16 protein-coding genes and 1 tRNA gene are annotated in these 19,578 nt (G+C 64.1%); 3 read left to right on the top strand and 14 right to left on the bottom strand.

Going from position 1 to position 19,578, the window contains the following annotated elements:
• Positions 1-138: 138 nt before the first annotated feature.
• Positions 139-348, top strand: coding sequence for a hypothetical protein (locus tag IVA79_RS20260; RefSeq protein WP_247555933.1), 210 nt, complete (start codon positions 139-141; stop codon positions 346-348).
• 81 nt (positions 349-429) lie between these two features.
• On the opposite strand, the gene IVA79_RS20255 is transcribed toward IVA79_RS20260, so the two are convergent.
• The 3 genes from IVA79_RS20255 to IVA79_RS20245 all read right to left on the bottom strand — a co-directional run bounded on the left by IVA79_RS20255 (position 430) and on the right by IVA79_RS20245 (position 2,840).
• Complete coding sequence (locus tag IVA79_RS20255) at positions 430-735, bottom strand: HigA family addiction module antitoxin (protein WP_247555931.1); 306 nt, start codon at positions 733-735, stop codon at positions 430-432.
• A 12-nt stretch (positions 736-747) separates the two neighbouring features.
• Positions 748-1,065: a type II toxin-antitoxin system RelE/ParE family toxin gene (locus tag IVA79_RS20250; protein WP_249816098.1), complete on the bottom strand. Its 318-nt coding sequence runs from the start codon at positions 1,063-1,065 to the stop codon at positions 748-750.
• A gap of 422 nt (positions 1,066-1,487) precedes the next feature.
• Positions 1,488-2,840, bottom strand: a complete 1,353-nt coding sequence (locus IVA79_RS20245) for a serine hydrolase (protein ID WP_247555929.1) — start codon at positions 2,838-2,840, stop codon at positions 1,488-1,490.
• Between the two features lie 855 nt (positions 2,841-3,695).
• On the opposite strand from IVA79_RS20245, the gene IVA79_RS20240 reads away from it, so the two are divergent.
• Positions 3,696-3,932 (top strand): AbrB/MazE/SpoVT family DNA-binding domain-containing protein, encoded by a 237-nt coding sequence (locus IVA79_RS20240; RefSeq protein ID WP_247555927.1) that lies wholly within the window; start codon positions 3,696-3,698, stop codon positions 3,930-3,932.
• Positions 3,929-4,330, top strand: a complete 402-nt coding sequence (locus IVA79_RS20235) for a type II toxin-antitoxin system VapC family toxin (RefSeq protein WP_247555925.1) — start codon at positions 3,929-3,931, stop codon at positions 4,328-4,330. The genes IVA79_RS20240 and IVA79_RS20235 overlap by 4 nt, the downstream gene beginning before the upstream one ends.
• A gap of 94 nt (positions 4,331-4,424) precedes the next feature.
• Here IVA79_RS20235 and IVA79_RS20230 read toward each other — a convergent pair.
• The 11 genes from IVA79_RS20230 to IVA79_RS20180 form a co-directional block, all read right to left on the bottom strand.
• Positions 4,425-4,501 (bottom strand) — tRNA-Arg (locus tag IVA79_RS20230).
• 59 nt (positions 4,502-4,560) lie between these two features.
• Complete coding sequence (locus IVA79_RS20225) at positions 4,561-5,616, bottom strand: diguanylate cyclase (protein WP_247556536.1); 1,056 nt, start codon at positions 5,614-5,616, stop codon at positions 4,561-4,563.
• Positions 5,616-8,726 carry an EAL domain-containing protein gene (locus IVA79_RS20220; RefSeq protein WP_247555923.1) on the bottom strand — a complete coding sequence of 1,037 codons (3,111 nt, stop codon included), beginning with the start codon at positions 8,724-8,726 and terminating at the stop codon, positions 5,616-5,618. Before IVA79_RS20220 ends, IVA79_RS20225 begins: the two co-directional genes overlap by 1 nt.
• 166 nt (positions 8,727-8,892) lie before the next feature.
• Positions 8,893-9,978, bottom strand: a complete 1,086-nt coding sequence (locus tag IVA79_RS20215; protein ID WP_247555921.1) for a branched-chain amino acid ABC transporter permease — start codon at positions 9,976-9,978, stop codon at positions 8,893-8,895.
• Positions 9,975-10,985 (bottom strand): branched-chain amino acid ABC transporter permease, encoded by a 1,011-nt coding sequence (locus IVA79_RS20210; protein WP_247555919.1) that lies wholly within the window; start codon positions 10,983-10,985, stop codon positions 9,975-9,977. The genes IVA79_RS20215 and IVA79_RS20210 overlap by 4 nt, the downstream gene beginning before the upstream one ends.
• A complete protein-coding gene (locus IVA79_RS20205; protein ID WP_247555916.1) occupies positions 10,982-11,704 on the bottom strand; it encodes an ABC transporter ATP-binding protein in 723 nt (240 codons plus the stop codon). The genes IVA79_RS20210 and IVA79_RS20205 overlap by 4 nt, the downstream gene beginning before the upstream one ends.
• Positions 11,701-12,474 carry an ABC transporter ATP-binding protein gene (locus tag IVA79_RS20200; RefSeq protein ID WP_247555913.1) on the bottom strand — a complete coding sequence of 258 codons (774 nt, stop codon included), beginning with the start codon at positions 12,472-12,474 and terminating at the stop codon, positions 11,701-11,703. Before IVA79_RS20200 ends, IVA79_RS20205 begins: the two co-directional genes overlap by 4 nt.
• 170 nt (positions 12,475-12,644) lie before the next feature.
• Positions 12,645-13,829 (bottom strand): substrate-binding domain-containing protein, encoded by a 1,185-nt coding sequence (locus IVA79_RS20195; RefSeq protein WP_247555911.1) that lies wholly within the window; start codon positions 13,827-13,829, stop codon positions 12,645-12,647.
• Between the two features lie 106 nt (positions 13,830-13,935).
• Complete coding sequence (locus tag IVA79_RS20190; RefSeq protein ID WP_346658199.1) at positions 13,936-15,963, bottom strand: acyl CoA:acetate/3-ketoacid CoA transferase; 2,028 nt, start codon at positions 15,961-15,963, stop codon at positions 13,936-13,938.
• 107 nt (positions 15,964-16,070) lie between these two features.
• Positions 16,071-17,381, bottom strand: a complete 1,311-nt coding sequence (locus IVA79_RS20185; RefSeq protein WP_247555909.1) for an MFS transporter — start codon at positions 17,379-17,381, stop codon at positions 16,071-16,073.
• Between the two features lie 195 nt (positions 17,382-17,576).
• Positions 17,577-19,019 (bottom strand): sigma 54-interacting transcriptional regulator, encoded by a 1,443-nt coding sequence (locus IVA79_RS20180; protein ID WP_247555907.1) that lies wholly within the window; start codon positions 19,017-19,019, stop codon positions 17,577-17,579.
• Positions 19,020-19,578 lie beyond the last annotated feature (559 nt).

The raw sequence follows: 19,578 nt of genomic DNA, 5'->3' as shown, positions 1-19,578 counted from the left end.
ATTGTGACCAACTCGATCCTGCCCCGCGCTTCGGAGGCACCAGACCGAATCAGTTTCATTAGGGAGTTATCCGTCTCCCGGGCTTGTGAGTGGCAAGCACGGCCGCGCCACCTAATATGAGCCTGCGGAGGACAGCCCATGCAACACAGCTCCGAGCTCATTCACACGATGCGTCAAGCGCTGGAGACCGTGATGGCGAACGTACCGGCCGATCAGTCGGTGTTCGGCCTGAAAGCGGCCGTCGCCGAATGCATCCTGAAGGCAGCCGCACACGGCCAGACGTCATATGACGGGCTGGTGGCGTCGGCGTCCGACCAGTTGCAGGCGATTGTCGCGATGCTGACATAGGCGCCGGTGCCATGATGGGGCAGCCCACCACTTGCGCCGACCTGCAGATGTTCGACGCCCTGCGAAATTGCACTCGGTCGGCTAAGCTGCCTTCGGCTTGTTCACAGTTTCGATCCGGTCGAGTATCTTGCCGAGATCGCGCTTGGCGATCTGAACATCATAGTCCGTCTGCAGATTGAGCCAAAGCTGCGCCGTCGTGCCGAGTGCTTTGCCGAGCCGCAGCGCCGTATCGGCCGTAATGCCGGTCTGCTCGCCGGCGATCCGCTCGATCCGAGTCCGAGGCAAGCCGCAGACCTTGGCAAGAGCCCCCGCCGACATCTTGAGCGGAACGAGGAATTCCTCCCGCAGAACCTCGCCGGGATGCATGGGCTTGAGCTTCTTGGTCATTGCGGCGTTCCCTTAATGGTAGTCCACGACTTCGACCTCCGCCGGGCCTTCCAGCGTCCAGACGAAGCACACGCGGAATTGGTCGTTGATGCGGATCGAGTGTTGCCCCTGGCGATCGCCCACGAGCGCCTCAAGGCGATTGCCGGGAGGCGACCTCAAGTCGCCAAGATCGCCCGCGGCGTTGAGGTAGCGCAGTTTCCGGCGCGCCACCTTGACCAAGTCGGCCGGAAAGCCCTTCGGGCTTTCGCCGTTGAAGACGGCTTCGGCGGTTTTGTCCCGGAAGCTTCTGATTACAGGGTTATCTGTATCATCTAATGATACAAATATCAAGAACGTACGTATCAGCCACTGATACAGTGCAATCTCGGCCCGTCCCGCAGCTATCCACTCCCTGCCTATGCACCGACTTGCTGGCCCAGCATGGCCCGTCTGAGGTGCTCTGACCGGTGGCGGAGTTTCAGCGGTTATCGGTGGCTCGTTGCTCGCTTGCCGGCGACAATATCGCGCAAAATCGCGAAGTGGCGCGCTGCGGCCGATGAAGATGGGCACTACTGTTTCGCTATACCCCTATGATGCAGCGGCCACCAACGCGATCCGGCCGGATAACCAGCGACGGACTACGATCTTGCGCTACGCCTAATGGGCGGCTGTCTTCCCGATTCCGCTGGTGGTCCGGTTACCCCTCGATAGCGGCCCTTTCGATCAATCGCAGGATCGACGTGATGGGCCAAAAACCGGAAGTAACGCATCATTCATTCGAATCGGCACGCCGCGACAATCGCGTACAGCAATTTCGCGACGCTGTACCCAATATCTTCCCGCGTTAAACCCATGCGCAGGATCACCAGCTTACGCGAGGGAATGATGGCGATCACCTGGCGGAGGTGCCCTTGCAACATGAAGGTGTCGGCCGGGAGCTTGAATCCTTGGCCCCGCGCTAACCAAACCCCTCCACGGCCGTAAACGGGGCCATGCCCCCGGTCGGACGCTGGCACGGGTGAACGCATATAATCGACGAACCCACGAGGCAAAAGCTGTTGGCCGTTCCATTCTCCGCCCAATCGTAACAACTCGCCGAGGCGCACCCAATCATGCGCATTGGCGAAGAGAAAGGCTTCGCCGAGGAATGTGCCTGAACGATCGGCCTCAAGAACAGCGCTGGCCATGCCCAACGGCTTGAACAATCGTTCGTGCGGATACGCTCGCGCGTCCGCTCCAACCGCGTTCTGCCAGAGCCGGGCCAACAGGACGGACGAGCCCCCGGAATAGTTGAACTTCGTTCCAGGCGGGGCGACAAGCGGACGGTCCCTCGCGAAAGCCGCCGCATCATTTGCGAGATTCTCCAACCCGTCAGGGTCGGGAGAATCACCATCTTCACTCCATTTCAATCCGCTTGTCATGGCCATCAAGTCGGCCACCGAGATGTCCGCGCGCGCGTCGCCGGCCCACTGCGGAAACAGATTCTTCCGATCGAGCGAAAGTTTTCCGTCCTCGATCGCCATGCCGGCCAAGACGGCGTTCACGGTCTTCGTCATCGACCAGCCCTGCAAGGGCGTCGAAGCGTTGAAGCCTTCGCCGTAGGTTTCACCAATGATGCGCCCGTCCTGGACCACGACGATCGCTCGCATGCCCGGCCCCTGGAGAGCCGGATCGTTCAGCGCCGCCAGCAAATGCGTGCCGTCGGACAATTGTGCGCTCTCGCCGATCGGCCAGAGCGCATTGGGTTTCGCTGGCACTGAAGGTGGCGCGGTGTAGTCGAGGATTTCATTCTTCGAGACCAGCGTGCAACCGCGCCCCTCCTGATATTGGGCGTAGCGGTGGGCGAACAGGCCTCTATATGCTGCCTCGACACGCTGGTTGGCGACATCCACGTTGATTGTCAGACGCTTGACGATACGGGGAAGCGCATGCGACACGTCGGTTCTAATTACCGCATCCGCATCGCGTTTGGCGATGAACACGTTCGAGCAAACTATCTTTGCCGCATAAGCCGAGGCGGACACGAGCCCATCGGGCGGGGTGAAGGTCAGCCAGACGCTGAATGCCAAAGCGCCGAGAAACACAATTGCGACAAGGACTTTTAATATTTTCAGAGCTCCACGCATGCTTGCCCGACTCGTCTCAAATGAGCGCTGACTACACGCAACATGGACGTAAACTGCGAAAATTCAACTCAAAGTAGGGCTGAGTTTGGCCTTCTTTGATGTCCGGGTTGAGTCATTCGCGTCGGCATTGCCGTGTCCGCCTTCTGGTCCACTATCGACAATACCCGACCTTGCCGACCGAGAGCTGGGTGTGGATCTCGACCGATTGGGACGCAAGATAAAAGCGACGGTGTCGCTCTGTGCCATCCGGGGTCGTAAGTGTTTGTCTGCACATTGTTTCAGATGGCACTGCAGCGGCACCGTATGAAGCGGTCTGGTGCCGCTCGAAGCGAGAAAGCATTCGAAATCGAGCGCCATCGTTCGCAGCATCGCGTCTTGTTGCGCGTGCTCGGCGGGATGTCCGGCCACGCGATCATGGCTTGCGGTGCGCGATTGCGCGCACGTTGCAGAGGACGCACGAGGTCGGAGCACTGCAGCGTGATGTGGCGCGCACTTCGGCTGTTCAGTGGATCGGCCAAGCTTGCCACATGGCTTCCTCGCAAGAATCGTAGCCACTGCATGTGACGGGGGCGTGCTATTCGACGATCTCTATGACTCTGTCGCCGCGCCGGCTCGACCTGGCCGTCGACGAGCGAGGCGCGATCGAACGACATTGACGGATGACTGGCCAGATGATTTGCCGGTGACCGAGGCCGAGATTGCCGTGTTCGTGGCGCGGTTTGGCGAGTCGTTCGACCAGCCGCTTCCGCACCACCGTCTGGGGAAACGCATGACTGCATCGGTTTAGGCGGACGATACCTTGTCGGCGAGCTCATCTTGGCATATGTCAATGACATATGCCAAGGGGAGATAGCCGTGGCGGAACAAAGGCACGTCAGATTATTCCGCAATGGCCGCAATCAAGCGGTCCGTATTCCTGTTGAGTTTGAACTGCCGGGCGACGAAGCGATCATGCATCGTGACGGCGATCGTCTTGTGATTGAGCCCGTGCGTAAGCGCGGACTCGTCGCCTTGCTGAAGACGTTGAAGCCGCTGGAGGATGGTTTTCCCGAGATTGAAGACTCGGTGCCGGCGCCGGAGAAAGTGTTTTGACCCGCTACATGCTGGACACGAACATCATTTCCGATCTGATCAGAAATCCACAGGGTAGGGCCGCGAAGCGGATCGCCAGGGTCGGCGAGGATAACGTCTGCACCAGCATCATCGTCGCGGCGGAGTTGCGCTACGGATGCGCCAAGAGCGGCTCGCAACGGCTGCTCAAGGCAGTCGAAGACCTACTCAGCGAGATCGACGTGCTTCCGTTGGATATCCCCGCCGATGCCCAATACGGCGGGATCCGCGCGGAGATGGAAACGGCCGGAAAGCCGATCGGCGGCAACGATCTGCTAATCGCAGCTCACGCCCGTGCGATCGGCGCCGCCATCGTGACCGCCAACACCGACGAGTTCGGGCGTGTTCGGGGCTTGAAGGTTGAGAATTGGTTGGCTTGAGAAAGTCAACCAGCCGATGAGGGCTTTGTGCATGCTCCTCGCCGCGTCGAGCGTCAAAACGGCAGGTTTCGGAGTGCCCAGGCTTGTACCGAAGTGGCGCACCCGACACGATTCGAACGTGTGACCTTTGCCTTCGGAGGGCAACGCTCTATCCAGCTGAGCTACGGGTGCAGTTGCAGGTTCATTTAGCCGATTGGCGGGGGGCGGGCAACCGCTTCGCGGTATCGAGCTTAAGCTGATTTGCGCCGGAAAGGGCCCGGAACCGCTGCGGCCTCCCGGCCGAGGGCGGCGAATTCGGCCAGCACCCGTTCGGCGCAAATGACGCGGTTGCGGCCGAGGCGTTTGGCGACGTAAAGCGCCTCGTCGGCCGCGCCGAGCAGCCGGTCGGGGCCGCCGTCGGCGCCGCTGGGGACGTGGCTGGCGACGCCGAGGCTGAGGGTGACGTGGTCGCCGGCGCCCGCGGCGCCGTGGGCGATCGCTAAGGCCATCACGGCGCAGCGGATCTCCTCGGCGACGGTGCAGGCGGTGTCGCAGTCCATGTCCGGCAGGATCAGCGCGAACTCCTCTCCGCCATAGCGGCTGGCGAGGTCGAGTGGGCGTACGGCATGCCGGCTCACAGTGGCTGCGACCGCGCGGAGGCATTCGTCGCCGGTCTGATGGCCGTGCCGGTCGTTGAACAGCTTGAAATGGTCGACGTCGACGAACAGCAGCGCCAGCGGTTTCTGCGTGCGCTGGGCGCGGGCCCATTCGCTCATCAGCATCTGGTCGAAGGCGCGGCGGTTCGACAGGCCGGTCAGCCCGTCCTTGGTGGCGAGCTCCTTCAGCGCCATCTCGGCGCGCTTCTGGTCGGTGAGGTCGCGCAGCGTCTCCACCACCGCGATCAAATGGCCGGCCTCGTCGTGGATCGGGCCGGCATCGATGGCGAGATAGAGCTGGCTGCCGAGCTTCGGCATCACACACCAGTTCTCCGCGGAAAAGCCGAGGCCGTTATGGCCGCGCGCGGCATATTCCGAATAGAACTCCGGCAGCTGCTCGGGCCGGTCGAGCGCGACGAGGTCGGCAAGGCAAGGGCGCCTGGTCTCGTAGAAGGCCTGCCAGTGCTTGCTGGTGCCGATCACTTCCGAGGCGGCGACGCCGGTCAGCCGTTCGCAGGCCCTGTTCCAGATCACGACGCGGCGCTTCGGGTCGATCACGAAGGTCGGCACCACCAGGTGCTGCATCAGCCGCACCGCGTAGGAATCCGCGACATCGACGGACTTCGTGGAGCTCTTGCGCGACTTCACCATCACGCCACCGCCGCCACCGGCACGGCACTGCCGGAGCCGAACAATTTCCGCACCTCGTTCGCCGGCTTCGGCGGGCTGAACAGATAGCCCTGCATCTGGGTGCAGCCGAGCGCACGCAGCAGGTCGCGCTGCGCCTCGGTCTCGACCCCTTCGGCGACCGTGGTCATGCTGCTGGCAGCCGCGATATTCACCACCGCCTGCACGATCACGGGTGCGCCGCTCGCCTCCGCGATGTCGGCGACGAAGCAGCGGTCGATCTTGATCTTGTCGAACGGGAAGCGCTTGAGATAGCTGAGCGAGGAGTAGCCAGTGCCGAAATCGTCGAGTGCGATGCGCACGCCGATCGAGCGGAGCTGATGCAGGATCGAGAGCGCAGCCTCGTCGTCGCGGATCAGCACCGCCTCGGTGATCTCGAGCTCGAGCCGGCGCGGGTCGAGCCCGGAGGCGGCGAGTGCGCCCGCGATCCGCAGCGCCAGCGTGTCGCATTTGAGCTGCACCGGCGACACGTTGACTGCGACGCGCACATGCGCTGGCCAGGTCGCGGCCTCGTTGCAGGCCATGCGCAGCACCCAGTCGCCGAGCTCGTTGATCAGGCCGGTATCCTCGGCGACCGGAATGAACTCCGCCGGCGACACCATGCCGCGCTCGGGATGGCGCCAGCGCAGCAGCGCCTCGCAGCCCGAGACTTCGCCTGAGCGCAGGTCGACCAGCGGCTGATAGTGAATCTCGAAGCCGCCGTTCACCAGGGCCTGGCGCAAATCCTGCTCCATGCTGAGGCGCGCCTTGGCGCTGGCATCCATCTCCGGCTCGAAGAAGCGGTGGGTGCGGCGGCCCTCGCCCTTGGCGCCGTACATCGCGAGGTCGGCGTTCTTGATCAGCTGGTCGAGATCGGCGCCGTCCTGCGGCGCCAGCGCAATGCCGATGCTGGCGTCGGTCGAGAGCTGATGGCCGAGGCAATGACACGGCTGGCGGATCGCCTGGTAGATCCGCGTGACGAAGGACAACACATCCGCGGAGGACTGAATCCCGGTCTGGATCACGGCGAACTCGTCGCCGCCCAGCCGCGCGATCAGGTCGCCCTGCTTGAGGCAGCCGCGGAGACGGCCGGCAATCGCCTTCAACAGCTCGTCGCCGACGTGGTGGCCAAGCGAATCGTTGATGCCCTTGAATTCGTCGACGTCGATGTAGAGCAGCGCGAACTGTTCACCGCCGGCGGCCTTCGCCAGCTCGCGTTCGATCTGCTCGCGGAACAGGGTGCGGTTCGGCAGGTCGGTCAGCGCATCGTAATGCGCCATATGCGCGATCTTCTCGTCGGCGCGACGGCGCTCGGTGACGTCGTCGATGACATGGATGAGGTAGCGCGGCTCGCCGGCTTCATCGCGAATGCCGATCCGGGTCGACGTGATGTAGCGCAGGCCCATGCCGGGCATCTGCCAGGCGTGCTCGTCCTTGAACAATCCCTTGGCCGATGCCAGCGCCCTGCTGTCGTCGTCGGTGATGTGGGCGGCCGACCCTTCGGGGAAGATGTCGAAAGCGGTCTTGCCGACGACGTCCTGGCGCGACTGGCCGAACAGCTGCTCGGCGACGCCGTTCAGCAGGAGGTATTGCCGCGTGCGGGCGTCCTTCACCGTGATCTGCGAAGGGATGTGGTCGATGATCTCGCGCAGGAAGGTGTAGTTGCGATCGCGTTCCTGCTCCAGGTTGCGGCGCTCGGTGATGTCTTCGATCGTGGCGACCCATCCGCCCTGTGCGAGCGGCGTATTGATGACCTGGAAGGCGCGGCCGTTGGCCAGCTGATGGGTCAGTGTCGAGACCGTGCCTTCGCCGACGACCCTCATGACCGCGGCGCAAAACGCCTCGACGTCACCGTCGAACGCGCCGCGCTCCTTGCGATGATACATCGCCTCACGGAGGTGACAGCCGGGCTTGATGACGTCGTGCGACAGGCCGAACATGTCGGCGTAGCGGCGGTTGCAGGTGACGATGGTGCCGCTCGCGTCGTACAGGACCAAGCCTTGCGACATGTTGTTGATGGCGGTGTCGAGCCGCAGCCGCTCCGCCTCGATTCGCTGCTGGGCCTCGCGGTTCTGCCGGTTGATCTGGCGAATGATCAGATAGAGGATCAGCGCGATGATTGTGGCCGAGAGCGTCGCCGTGATCACCATGAAGCCGGTCTGCTGCCGCCAGTCCGCAAGCGCCGCTGCCATGGTGTTGGTGGCGATGATGACCAGGGGGAAATGCGTCAGTGACGCGGCGGAGCCGAGCCGCTCCTCGCCATCGAGCGGGCTCCTGACGCGAAGCGTTTTCTGACCGCCCTCGCTCAGCACCTTCTGCATCAGCGGCGCATCCTTGAAGCTCCGTCCGATCAGCTCCTCGCGATGCGGATAGCGCGCAAGCATCTTGCCCTCGCGATCGAACAGCGAGATGGCCGTGCCCTCGGCAAGCGCGACGGATGCGAAATAGTGCTGGTAGCTGTCCGGATCGATCCGGCGGACCATCGCGCCGAGGAAGGTGCCGTCCGCGCCGTTCAACCGGCGTGCGACGACCGTGGTCCATTTTTTGATGATGAAGCTGCGGACGGATTCGAGCAGCACTGATTCGGATTGCGGATTCGTCTTGAAGGTCTGAAAGTAGGCCCGGGATGAAATGTTGATCTTGGGCAGCGGCTGGGCTCGTGACCAGTTGATCAGCTCGCCATCGGCATCGTAGATCGCGATATCGCCGAGATAGGACACGGAGCTGATCTTGCTGCGCAGCATCTGGTTCGCCGCGGATCCCGACATGCGCTCGCGAAAAAGCGCTGGCGAGGTGATCTCCGCCAGATTCATCTGCACGATCAGATCGGCGGCGACGACGTCGGCATCTTCGAATTGCTGGTCAAAGTGCCGCGCGATCAGCTGCACCGTGTTTTCCAGCTCGCGCTCGCGATTGACCAGGGTGCGCTCGCGAAACTCGCCGACGGCCACGGCAGTCACGGCGAAGATGCCCGCGACCAGCAACGCGCCGCACAGGGTCAACCACAGGACAGGACCACGCCGCGCCAAGACCTCCCAGCCGTTCCTCGCGGCTAGAGATATTCCGGCTGCCATCGTGGAAAAGACCTGGCGCATTCCCCCTCCCTGGAGGACCAGGAATACACCGCACAAATGGCCTAAGCCTTAGGAAAGCCAGTTACTTAAGCATTAATCCGAAATCGCGTCCGCAAGCCGCGGGGCGGGAATTGCGCCGCGGTTGTGCGGCGTGCAGCAGCCGCTGCGCTGCATCGTTAACCGCGGCTTAATGGGGGCTGTCGCCGCTCTTGCCGCCGGCGGGGTTACGCAGCCGTCCGACCACGCCGGTCGGAAAGAAGTAGACGCTGGCGATGAACAGCAGCCCGAGCCACAGCAGCCAGCGGTCGGGATGCAGCAGCCCCGGCAGCAGCGGCAGGCCGGCTTCCGATGCGGCCGTGGAGGCGACGCCCATCAGCGACTGCAGATAGTTCTGGGCGAGGATGAAGATGCTGGCGCCGATGATCGCGCCGTAGATCGTGCCCATGCCGCCGATCACGACCATCAGCAGGATGTCCAGCATGATCGAGAAGCTGAGCGAGGTATCGGGACCGGCATAGCGCAGCCACAGCGCGTTCAAGATGCCGGCGCCGGCGGCGACCAGCGCGGCGAGGCAATTGGCGTAGGTCAGATGGAACACCGTGCGGAAGCCGAGCGCCTCGGCGCGAAAACGGTTCTCGCGGATGGCCTGCAGCACGCGCCCGAACGGCGAGTTCACGACGCGCAGCAAAGCGAGGATCATCACGGCCGAGACGGCGAACACCAGGTAGAAGGTCAGGATGCGGCCGTTGATCTCGAAGCCGAACAGGTTCTTCGAGATCAGCACCGTGCCGGGACGCAGCAGCTCGGGCAGCTGAAAGCTGCGTCCGTCCTCACCGCCGGTCAGCCAGGACAGCTGCGAGGCGAGGACCTGGAAGGCGGAGGCGACCGCGAGCGTGATCATGGCGAAGAAGATCGCGGCGACGCGCAGAGAAAAGAGCCCGATGGCGAGCGCGAGCAGGGCTGCGAGCGGCAGGCCGACGACGATGCCGGTTGCGACCGCGGCCCAATTGGGGCCCATCCCGTACAGCGCGATCGCGATCGCGTAGCTGCCGATGCCATAGAACATGGTGTGGGCGAACGACACCGAGCCGGTGTATCCGAGCAGGAGATCGTAGGAGGCGACCAGCGCGGCGAAGACGCAGATCTTGGCTGCGACGTTCAAGGCCTTGGCGCCCGGGAACAGGAACGGCGTCGCCGCCAGCGCCAGGATGATGACGACGAGAACGAGCGTCAGGACGCGGCTGCGCGGCGGGTCGCCGGAGAGGATCATCATCGGCTGGTCACCGCATAGAGGCCGCGCGGCCGCCACATCAGAATGGCGACCATCAGCAGGATGTTGGAGACGAGGGCGAGTTTCGGCACCAGGAAGCCGCCGTAATTGGCGACCATGGCCACGAGGATCGCGCCGATGAAACAGCCGCCGATCGACCCGAGCCCGCCGATGATGACGACGATGAAGATCAAGACGGTGAGGTCGTCGCTCATGGAGGCGTGGACCTGCTCGCGATAGAGCGCCCACATCACGCCGCCGAGGCCGGCAAGCGCGGAGCCCGTCATGAACACGCCGAGGAATAGGCGGCGGATGCGATAGCCGAGCGCCTCCACCATCTCGCGGTTCTCCACGCCGGCGCGGATCAGGAGGCCAAGCTTGCTGCGATTGAGCACGAGCTGGATCGCGATGAAGATGGCAAGGCCGATCAGCGTCGCCAGCACGCGGTATTTTGCAATTGCGACATCGCCGAAGATGAAGGAGCCTCGCAGCGAGGTCGGCAGCGGCATCGGGATGATCTGCGGGCCCCATAGCGCATAGAGCGTCTGCTCGGCGACGATCAGGCCGCCGGTCGTCATCAGGATCTGCTTCAGATGCTGGCCGTAAACGGGGAGGATCAGCACGCGCTCGACGACCAGGCCGAGCGCGCCCGATACCGCCATCGAGAGCAGCGCGGCCGGGGCGAGCACCGCGAGGTTGATCCACAGCGAATCGGCCTGGATGGAGGCCGCGAACGGCGCCAGCACCAGGGTGGCGACATAGGCGCCGACGGCGATGAAGGCGCCGTGGCCGAAATTGAGCACGTCCATCAGGCCGAACACCAGCGTCAGGCCCGAGGCCATGATGAAGATCATCATGCCCATGGCGAGACTGGCGGCGGTCAGCGTCAGCCAGGAGCTGGTCGATCCAATCAGCGGGATCATGAGCAGGGCGAGCGCGACCGGCAGCAGGATCGGCGCGATGTCGCGTTTCGGCTTCGGCAGCGGATCATTTGCGGCAAGTTCAGTCACTGATGTGCCTCCAGGCTCAGGCCGAGCAGCCGCTCCTGCAGCGGCACGTCGGCGGCGAGCGCCGCCATCTCGCCGCGATGAACGATGGTGCCGTTGTCCATCACCAGCACGTTGTCGCCGAGCTCGCGGGCGGCAAAGAAATTCTGTTCGACCAGCAGGATCGTTGCACCCTTACGCTTGATCTCCCTCATGCACTCGATCAGCGCCATCACGATCGCGGGCGCCAGGCCCTTGGTCGGCTCGTCGATTAGCAAGAGCTTGCGCGGCTCGATGATGGCGCGCGCGATCGACAGCATCTGTTTTTGCCCGCCCGAAAGGCTCCCGGCACGCGACAGCCAGAACCGGCGCAGCGCCGGGAAGAAGCCAAAAATCCAGTCGAGCTGGGTGTCGTCGAGCGGGCCGTCGCGCGCGGCGAGGACCAGGTTCTCCTTCACCGTGAGGTCGGAGAATACCGCCATGCTCTCCGGCACGTAGCCGACGCCGAGCCGCGCGATGTCGGGCGTGGCACGGCTTTCGATGCGATCGCCGGAAAGGCTGATCTCGCCGCTGGAAGCCTGCCACAGGCCCATGATGGTGCGCAGCGTCGTGGTCTTGCCGGCGCCGTTGCGGCCGAGCAGCATCGTGACCTGCCCCTGCGGGACCGCGAGGTCGATGCCCTGGAGGATGTGGTAGCGGCCGATATGGGTGTGCACGCCGGAGAGCTTGAGCAGGTCGGTCATGCGACGCTCTCCGCGTTCTTGGGGGCGACGCCGAGATAGGCTTCCTGCACGATCGGCGAGGCGATCACCTCGGCCGGCGGCCCGTCCGCAACGAGTTGTCCGTTGTGCAGCACGATGATGCGGTCGGCGAGCGAGCGGACCACGTCCATCTTGTGCTCGACCAGCAGGATGATCTTGCTCCTGTCCTGCTTCAGCTGCGCGATCAGGTTGAGGACCACAGGCACCTCGTCGATGCTCATGCCGGCGGTCGGCTCGTCGAACATGAAAACCTTCGGCTCGAGCGCGATCATCAGCGCCACCTCGAGCTTGCGCTGGTCGCCATGCGACAGCGCGGTCGCGGCGACGCCGCGGCGGCTGCCGAGCGCGACCTGGTCGAGGATGGCGTCGGCGCGTGCGATCAGGTCGCGGCGGACCATCCAGGGCCGCAGCATGTCGTAATGGGTGCCGCTGGCGGCCTGCACCGCGAGGCGAACGTTCTCTTCCACGGTGAGGTTCGGAAAGAGATTGGTGAGCTGGAAGGCGCGCCCGAGGCCCGCGCGGGTCCGCAGCGGTGCGGACTGCTGAGTGATATCGGTGCCATCGAACAGGATGCTGCCGCTCGTGGCGCGCAGCTGGCCCGAGATCAGATTGAAATAGGTGGTCTTGCCGGCGCCGTTCGGCCCGACGATCGCGGTGAGCTCGCCCGGGCGGAACGTGCAGGTGACGTTGTTGACCGCGACATGGCCGCCGAAGCGGATGGTGAGGTCGCGGGTTTCGAGGGTGAGGGTCATTGAGAATCTACAAATGATGAAACGGCGATATATCCGCGGGCGCGGTGCGCTCCCTCCCCCGCTTGCGGGGGAGGGCTGGGGAGAGGGCTATCTCCGCAGGCGAGAACCCCCAAGAGGTGAGAGCCCTCTCCCGGCCTCTCCCGCAAGCGGGAGAGGTGAAGCAAGAAAGGTCACCGCTTGTTGCGAACCGGAACGTCCATGTCCTCGATCTTCAGCTCGCGCACCGGCTCGAGCACGGCCCAGGCGACGTTCGGATCGACCTTGACCTTGAAGTGATACATGCTCTGCAGCGCCTGATGGTCTTCTTTCCGGAACACCATCTTGCCCTTCGGCGTGTCGAACTCCAGGCCTTCCATCGCACTGATCAGCTTCTCGGTGTCGGTCGACTTGGCCTTGGTGACGGCGGCGACGACCGACATCGCGGCGGCAAACCCGCCCGCGGTGAAGAAGTCCGGCGGCGCGTTGAAGCGCTTCTGGTGTTCGGCGACCAGCCAGTCGTTCACCGGGTTCTTCGGGATCTCGTAGAAATAATAGGTCGCGCCTTCCATGCCGGGCAGGCCCTTATAGGCGGCGAGCGCCGGCAGGATGTTGCCGCCGGTGGAGAGCTCGATGCCGTAGCGCTTCGGGTCCATGTCCTGGAGCTTGGCCAGCGGATTGCCGGCGCCGGCCCAGATCACCCAGATCACCTTGCGGCCGGGCTTGTCCTTCAGCGCGTCGAACAGGCGCTGGCCGACGGCGGTGAAGTCGGTGGTTGAGGTCGGGGCATATTCTTCCGCAGCGAGCGTCGCGCCGGTCTTGGCGAGCGCCTCCTTGAAGGCTGCGACGCCGTCGCGGCCGAAGGCGTAGTCCTGCGCCAGCGTCGCGACGGTGACGCCTTGCTTGCCGATCGCGACCGCATTCGAGATCGCGTCCTGCGAGGAGTTGCGCCCGGTGCGGAAGATGTAGCGATTCCACTTCTCGCCGGTAATCTGATCCGCGACCGCGGGCTCGACGATCAGCACTTTCTTGTTCTCTTCGGCGACCGGGAGGATGGCGAGCGCGGCGGCCGACGAGGTCGTGCCGATGGCGATGTCGGCCTTGTCGTCCTGATAGGCTTCGGCGAGCGCGGCCTTGGCGAGATCCGGCTTGCCCTGGTCGTCCTTGGTGATGACGACGATCTTGCGGCCGTCGAGCGTCATGGTGCCCTTGGTGGCGTATTCGAAACCCATTTTCAGGCCGGTCTCGGTCTGCTTGGCGTAGGCTTCGAGCGGACCGGTCTTGCCGTAGATCAGCGCGATCTTGAGATCGTCGGCCCGCGCGGAGGTGCCCGCGCCGAGCGCGAGGATGGTTGTTGTTATGATGAGTGATCGACGCACGATGGTCCCTCCTGATTTAAAGTTTCTCGGCAACAGCGATTTGCATAACACTACGAACATTGCAATTGAACCTTCCGGCCGAGCGCGTCGGCCTTTCGAACCTGCATCATTTTTGGGCTCGCCGCGCGCTGCCGGCGCCTTCGGCCTGACGCCGATCCGACTGCGCCTCATCAGCGCTTTCGAAAATATGCGGCGCGACGCCGCGCCTCTCCAGGGCTTCGCCGAGCTTGATGCGCAGGAAGCCCGACGTGGTGTAGCGCGACACGCCGGAATAGAAGCGGTCGACCAGGCTGCGCACCATGGCGGAATAATCATCCATCAGCTCCGGCAGGATGGAAAAATTGTCATAATTGACGATGGCGTAGACCCGGCGGCCGAGCGGAGCGAGCCTCGCTTCGACGATATCAGCGATGGTGTCGATCTCGGCCTTGCTGCGCAGCGGATAGCGTTCGAGATTGACGAAGAACAGGTTCTGCTGCTCGTCCAGCGTGAAGCGCTGATCGAGCGGAATGGTGAGCAGGCGCTCGCGCAAATCCATCAGGCCTTCGCCGAAGATATGTACGTCCATCAAGGCGGGATCGCGCGGGATCAGCGGCTTGAAATCCATCAGGCGCAGAATGTCGCGCTCGATGTCGATGCCCGGCGCGACCTCCGTGAGCTCCAGCCCGTCGGGTCGCAGCTCGAAAACGCAGCGCTCGGTGACATAGAGCGTGCGCTGCTTGCGCGCGGCCGCGAACGGGCCGCTGAAGGTGACGTGCTCGATGCTATCGACGAACTTGCGCGACTTGGCCTCGTCGAGGATGACGAGCTTGCCGTCCTTCACCGCGATGCGCTGCTTGCCCGCGCCGAAGGTGCCGACGAAGATGACCTCCTTGGCGTTCTGGCTGATATTGATGAAGCCGCCGGCGCCGGCAAGCTTCGGCCCGAACTTGCTGACATTGAGATTGCCGGCGCGATCGACCTGGGCAAGGCCGAGGAAGGCGACGTCGAGGCCGCCACCGTCGTAGAAGTCGAACTGATAGGGCTGGTCGATGACCGCCTGGGTGTTGATCGCCGCGCCGAAATCGATGCCGCTCGCGGGAATGCCGCCGATCACGCCGGGCTCGGCCGTCAGCGTGATGAGGTCGATGATCCGCTCTTCGTTGGCGACCGAGGCGATGCCCTCGGGCATGCCGATGCCGAGGTTGACCACGCTGTTGGCCTTCAGCTCCAGCGCGGCGCGCCGGGCGATGATCTTGCGCTCGCTGACCGGCATCACCGGTAGCGAGGCGGCACGGACGCGGATCTCGCTCGAGAAAGCCGGATTATATTGCGTGCCGAAGGTCTGCCAGTGGTTCTCTGGCCTTGCCACCACGACGCAGTCGACGAGGATGCCGGGAATCTTGACCTGGCGCGGATTGAGGCTGCCGGCCTCGGCGACGCGTTCGACCTGGGCGATGACGATGCCGCCGGAATTATGCGCCGCCATGGCGATGGCGAGCGCCTCCAGCGTCAGCGCCTCCTTCTCCATGGTGAGGTTGCCGTCGGGATCGCCTGTGGTGGCGCGGATGATCCCGACGTGAATTGGAAACGTCTTGTAGAGCAGGCAGTCTTCGCCGCCGATCTTGATCAGCTCCACCATGTCCTCGGTGGTGCGTGCGTTCAGCTTGCCGCCGCCCTGTCGGGGATCGACGAAGGTGCCCATGCCGACGCGGGTGACATGGCCGGGCCGGTGCGCGGCGATGTCGCGGAACAGATGCGTGATGACGCCCTGCGGCAGGTTATAGGCCTCGATCTGGTTCGCGATCGAGAGCTGCTGCAGTTTCGGCGCAAGGCCCCAATGTCCGCCGATCACGCGCCGGACCAGGCCTTCATGCGCGAAATGATTGAGGCCGCGATCCTTGCCGTCGCCCTGGCCGGCCGCATAGACCAGCGTCAGGTTGCGCGGCTTGCCCTGCGTATAGGGCGCATCGCCCTCATGGGAGAGATAGAGCTCCTCCAGCGCGATCGCGATCTCCTCGGCAAAGCCGATGCCGACGAAGCCGCCGGTCGCCACCGTGTCGCCGTCGCGGATCAGCATGACCGCTTCGGCCGCCGTGACGACCTTGCCTTTCTCGGAATTGCGCAAATAGGGCAGAGCTGGGTGATGGCTCACGGCGTTCCTCCCGATCCGTTCGACCGCATGCCGTTGTTGGCGATCTTATCGCGAGGAGCAGCCGTGGAACAGCGTGCTCCTCGCGACGGACGACATGATCAGGACATTCAGCCCTGAACTATTTTGCGTGTTTCGGTGGCGAAATAGACCGACACGATGGTGATGAGCGCCAGCCCGATCATGTAGAGCGAGATCGGCCAGGTCGCCGGCGCGTACGCCGTCATCAATCCCGTCGCGATCAGCGGCGACAGCGCGCCGGCGAAGATCGAGGCGAGGTTGTAGCCGAGCGAGACGCCGCTGTAGCGCACCTTGGTGCCGAACAACTCCGACAGGAAGCTTGCTTGCGGCCCGTACATCGCGGCATGGCCGATGGCGAGGCCGAGCACGATCGCGATCCAGGCATATTGCGGGTTCCTGGTCGCCAGCAGCATGAACAGCGGGAACGACATCAGCGCCGAGAACACCGCGCCGAAGATGTAGATCGGCCGCCGCCCGACGCGGTCGGACAGCGCGCCGAAGACCGGAATGGTGAAGGTCTCGATGGCGGCGCCGATCAGCACGCCGTTGAGCATGTCCTGCTTGTTCATGCCGAGCGATTGCGTGGCATAAGCGAGCACGAAGGTCGCATAGATGTAGAAGAAGCCGTTCTCGGCGAAGCGCGCGCCCATCGCCAGCAGGATGTTCTTGGGATACATCCTGATGGCCTCGAGGATCGGCATCTTCACGTCCTGCTTGGTGTCCTTGACCTTCTGGAACTCCGGGGATTCCGCGATGGTGAAGCGGATCCAGAGGCCGACCAGCACCAGCGCGATCGAGAACAGGAACGGGATGCGCCAGCCCCACGCAAGGAGCTGCGCGTCGGTCAGCATCGCCGACACCACCGAGAAGACCAGCGTGCCGAGCACGAGGCCGAGCGGCGCCCCGAGCTGCGGCCAGCTGCCATAGAAGCCCTTCTTGTCCGCCGGCGCATGCTCCACCGCCATCAGCACCGCGCCGCCCCATTCGCCGCCGAGGCCAAAACCCTGGATCAGGCGGCAGGTGACGAGCAGGATCGCCGCCCAGATGCCGGCGGTCTCGTAGGTCGGCAGGAATCCGATGGCCGCGGTCGCCGCGCCCATGATCAGCAGCGTCAGATAGAGCATGGTCTTGCGGCCGATCTTGTCGCCGTAATGACCGAACACGACGCCGCCGAGCGGGCGCGCGATGAAGCCGAGCGCGTAGGTCGCGAACGCCAGCAGCGTTCCCATCATGGGGTCGAAGGTCGGAAAGAACAGCTTGTTGAAGATCAGCGCCGCGGCGGTGCCGTAGAGGAAGAAGTCGTACCACTCGATGGCGGTGCCGATCAGGCTCGCGGTGGCGACCGTGACGTGCGAGGGCTGTCTCGCCTGAAGCTGATGGACCGAGATCGCTTCACTCATCTTGCGTCCTCCCTGTTGCGAATGCGCATGTGCAGCACGCGTCATTGTGCAAAGCGAAGAGCAAGGTCCGCGCCAGATGCGGAGGGTTTGCGCAAACTGGCTGAAAACACGGCAAATTCCGCAATTGCAGGCGGACCGAGCGGCGCAACGCCGTGTCCGGAATCCGAGACTCCGGACAGGCCCGTGTCTCGAAACTCAGACGGAGGCTGGTCCCGCGGCGAGGCCGAACTTGGCGAGCTTCTTGTAGAAGGTCGCGCGCGAGATCCGCAGCATCCTGGCGGCCTCGGAGATCTGGCCATTGCTGGCGGCGAGCGCCTGTTCCAGCGTGTGCTTCTCGAACTCGGCCTCGGCCTCCGCATAGGGCACCACCAGCCCGGCCGGTCGCTCGGGCGCCGTGGGCCTGACCTCGGCGCCGACGGGGAGGATGCGAACGAAATCGTCGCCGGTCAGCCGGCCGGAATCGCTGAGAATGAGGGCCCGCTCCAGGATGTTGCGGAGCTCGCGGACGTTGCCCGGCCAGTCATAGCGCGCCAGCGCGGCGAGCGCGCTCGGCGTGATCTTCGCCTTGACGTAATCGCCGGAAGCGCTGATGTCCTCGAGCAGCCGGGCGCAGATGTCGGGGAGATCATCCAGGCACTGGCGCAGCGGCGGCAGGTCGATCGAGAGCACGTTCAGCCGGTAATAGAGATCGGGCCGGAACGCGCCGTCGCTGACGCGCTTGCGCAAATCCACATTGGTCGCCGCGACCACACGCACGTCGACCTTGGAGATCTTGTCCGAGCCGAGCGGCTCGATCTCGCGCTCCTGCAGCACGCGCAGCAGCTTGGCCTGCAATTGCAGAGGCATCTCGCCGATTTCGTCGAGAAACAGCGTGCCGCCGTCGGCGATGCGGAACTTGCCCTCGCGTCCCCTGCGATCGGCGCCGGTATAGGCGCCCGGCGCGGTGCCGAAGAACTCCGACTCGATCAGCGTGTCGGGTATGGCGGCCACATTGACGCTGACGAACGGCTTCTCTGCGCGCGTGGAAGCGTTGTGGATCGCCTGCGCCAGCATCTCCTTGCCCGTTCCGGTCTCGCCGGTCAGTAGCACCGTGACGCTCTGCCGTGCGGCGCGGCTTGCCAACGCCTTGGCCTGCGCGATTCCCGGCGTGGTGCCGACGTAATCGGCGAAAGTGAAACGGGCGGCGCGGGCGTTGGACAATTGCCGCCGCGCCAGCCGCAGATCGCTCTCGAGCTGGGCGACGCGGGCGAGCAGCGGCTTCAAGCTCTCCAGATGATCGTAGAGCACGAAGCCGATCGCGCCGATCACCGTTCCGTTCTCGTCCTCGATCGGCATGCGGGTGACGACGAGCTGCTCGCCGCCGAGCTCCATGATGTCGAGCAGGATCGGCTCGCCGGTCTCGGCCACCTTGCGCATCAGGCTGTTGGGGATGACCTCCTCGATCGGCCGGCCGATCGCCTCGCTGATGCGCTTGAGGCCGAGCGCGGCGAGATATTTTTCGTTGACGTAAACGACCCGTCCGCCGCGGTCGATCGCGATCGCGCCCTCGCAGAGCTGTTCCAGCCGCTCGAACAGCGTCTCCATCGCGCGCGCACGGAGATAGGTGGGGTCGCTGATCGAGGAGGAAGTTGCGGACATGACATGCCTTGCGGGAGGCCCGCCCGTTTATTAGCAAAAGGCCAGCAATTTCAAAGCGGGAAATGGAGGTATGCCGTTCGCGCCTCAGGATGACGGGACTGGCAAGGTCGCCCCCTGTGTCGCCCTCTGTCAACCCGCTATCACAAAAATATTCCACTTTACCGAAATTCGGTTTTATCGTATGTGTCGCCCATCCCGGCTCACCAAGAGGGGCGATCTCGAGGTCGTCTTGATCGCGAGCCGGGCTTGCGGTGGACGCGGCAGCGTCGGCATGAGAGGTGCGGGCAGGGCGGGTAGTCCCTGTGAGCCCGAGGCTTCGTGCAGACGAGCGGCGCTGTCAGGTTCGTCTCGCCTGTAAGTTTCCGGCTTCGTCGACAGGGCTGGAAATACTGCGGCGACATGGCGGGCCGTGCGTACGGCAAAACCGTGTGGTCCTGGCCGTCGTTGCCACGGTCAAGTCCAGCGAAGATGCGAGCGAGCCCAACCGGGCAGACTGCATCATCCAATTCGCGGGGCGAGGGAGGCCAGAAGGAAAGTTCGGCTCCCGGGAGATCACGGC

This window comes from Bradyrhizobium sp. 138, from assembly GCF_023074075.1.
GTDB lineage: Bacteria > Pseudomonadota > Alphaproteobacteria > Rhizobiales > Xanthobacteraceae > Bradyrhizobium.
The sequence above is the reverse complement of the archived record's forward strand: the minus strand, read 5'-3'. Positions and strand labels throughout refer to the sequence as shown.

Coding starts and splice junctions, on each gene's coding strand:
- IVA79_RS20260 (WP_247555933.1), top strand. CDS start 139: ATGCAACACAGCTCCGAGCTCATTCACACGATGCGTCAAGCGCTGGAG.
- IVA79_RS20255 (WP_247555931.1), bottom strand. CDS start 735: ATGACCAAGAAGCTCAAGCCCATGCATCCCGGCGAGGTTCTGCGGGAG.
- IVA79_RS20245 (WP_247555929.1), bottom strand. CDS start 2,840: ATGCGTGGAGCTCTGAAAATATTAAAAGTCCTTGTCGCAATTGTGTTT.
- IVA79_RS20225 (WP_247556536.1), bottom strand. CDS start 5,616: ATGGTGAAGTCGCGCAAGAGCTCCACGAAGTCCGTCGATGTCGCGGAT.
- IVA79_RS20220 (WP_247555923.1), bottom strand. CDS start 8,726: ATGCGCCAGGTCTTTTCCACGATGGCAGCCGGAATATCTCTAGCCGCG.
- IVA79_RS20215 (WP_247555921.1), bottom strand. CDS start 9,978: ATGATGATCCTCTCCGGCGACCCGCCGCGCAGCCGCGTCCTGACGCTC.
- IVA79_RS20205 (WP_247555916.1), bottom strand. CDS start 11,704: ATGACCGACCTGCTCAAGCTCTCCGGCGTGCACACCCATATCGGCCGC.
- IVA79_RS20200 (WP_247555913.1), bottom strand. CDS start 12,474: ATGACCCTCACCCTCGAAACCCGCGACCTCACCATCCGCTTCGGCGGC.
- IVA79_RS20185 (WP_247555909.1), bottom strand. CDS start 17,381: ATGAGTGAAGCGATCTCGGTCCATCAGCTTCAGGCGAGACAGCCCTCG.
- IVA79_RS20180 (WP_247555907.1), bottom strand. CDS start 19,019: ATGTCCGCAACTTCCTCCTCGATCAGCGACCCCACCTATCTCCGTGCG.